The organism is Alcanivorax sp. HI0044 (assembly GCF_001634945.1).
The window spans coordinates 1-1,784 of the sequence record NZ_LWEZ01001221.1 but is presented as its reverse complement, the minus strand read 5'-3'; the positions used below and the strand labels follow the sequence as shown (position 1 = coordinate 1,784).

Here is a 1,784-nt window from a genome sequence, read left to right as displayed (position 1 = left end):
CGCGGGGCACAGCGAAAAACTGACCTGCAAAGATACNCGCCTTCTCTGGCCGCGTTCAAGTGCTACAATGGCGCGCTTTCATTAATGGGTCTGGAAATAGAGGTAGGCATGGCCACGGTGGATCAGCAACTGGCACTTATTACCCGCGGGGCGGATGAGATCATCCAGGAAGAGGAGCTGCGGGAAAAACTGGCATCGGGCCGGCCGTTACGGGTGAAGGCGGGCTTTGACCCTACTGCCCCGGATCTGCACCTGGGGCATACGGTATTGATCAACAAGCTGCGCCAGTTTCAGGAGCTGGGGCATGAAGTGATCTTCCTGGTTGGCGATTTCACCGGGATGATCGGTGACCCCACGGGCAAGAGCGCCACCCGCCCGCCGCTGAGTCGAGAAGATGTGCTGCGCAACGCGGAGACCTACAAAGAGCAGGTCTTCAAGATTCTCGACGAGAGCAAAACCCGGGTCGCCTTCAACTCCAGCTGGATGAACGAGGTTGGCGCGGCCGGCATGATCAAGCTGGCAGGCCAGTACACGGTGGCGCGGATGCTGGAGCGTGATGATTTCGACAAGCGTTACAAGGGTAATCAGCCCATAGCCATCCACGAATTCCTCTACCCGCTGGTGCAGGGTTACGACTCCGTGGCCCTGGAGGCGGATGTGGAGCTGGGCGGGACCGATCAGAAGTTCAACCTGCTGATGGGGCGTACGCTGCAAAAGTCTTATGGCCAAGCGCCACAGATCTGCCTGACCATGCCGATTCTGGAAGGACTGGACGGCGTGCAGAAGATGTCCAAATCGTTGGGCAACTATGTGGGGGTCAACGATGCGCCGGGGGAAATGTACCGCAAGCTGCTCTCGCTTCCCGACAGTCTCACCTGGCGCTATTATGAACTGCTCAGTGCCTGCTCCAATGAGCGCATTGAGGAATTGAAGGCCGAGGCGGAGACTCTGGGCTCGCCCCAGGAGGCCAAAAAAGCCTTTGCGCTGGAGATGGTCGAGCGGTTCCATGGGGCCGAGGCGGCCCAGGCGGCGCCCAAATCGGCAGGCAACCAGATTGCGCTGGGCGATATCCCTGATAATGTGCCGGAAGTTGAGGTGGATCTGGGGGATCAGGACAGCATCCATATCCTGCCGTTGCTACGGGAAGCAGGCCTTGTGCAGAACGGCAAGGCGGCCAAGGACGTATTCGGGCGGGGCGCGGTGTACCTGGATGGGGCTCAACTCAGTGAGGAGCGCACCTTCTCCCGTGGCGATAGCCACGTGATTCAGGCCGGAAAGAAGAAGATTGCCCGGGTGACGGTCAAATAACAGGCGTTGGCGCCTGTTTTCTCGGCGATTTGAGCGGAATTTGAACGGTCAGCAGGTTTTTTAAAAAAAGTGCGAAAAAGGGTTTGACTCCCAGAGCGAACTCTCTAGAATGCGCACTCCTCGACGGGGCAACAACGCAACGCACCACAGCGAAGCGCCACGAACGAGACGCTCTTTAACAATCAGGCAAGCAAACGTGTGGGACCTGTTCGGGATGGGGTCTTTAAAAGATTTCAGTTCTGAACGAGTCAACAAAGTTTTTGTTAATTCAGATGACGAACTGAGCATGCATTAAGTGCTCCTCTCTATGAGAGGCCACTTTAAACGCTTTTCTTAACTGAAGAGTTTGATCATGGCTCAGATTGAACGCTGGCGGCAGGCCTAACACATGCAAGTCGAGCGGAAACGATCCTAGCTTGCTAGGAGGCGTCGAGCGGCGGACGGGTGAGTAACACGTGAGAATCTGCCCATTAGTG

Annotated in this window: 1 protein-coding gene and 1 rRNA gene; both read left to right on the top strand. The window is 56.8% G+C overall.

Going from position 1 to position 1,784, the window contains the following annotated elements:
• Positions 1-108: 108 nt before the first annotated feature.
• The gene (tyrS, locus tag A3730_RS17095; protein WP_063538523.1) at positions 109-1,308 is read left to right on the top strand and encodes a tyrosine--tRNA ligase; all 1,200 of its coding nucleotides are present in this window, start codon (positions 109-111) and stop codon (positions 1,306-1,308) included.
• A gap of 334 nt (positions 1,309-1,642) precedes the next feature.
• A 16S ribosomal RNA gene (locus A3730_RS17090) occupies positions 1,643-1,784 on the top strand; the annotation flags it as partial.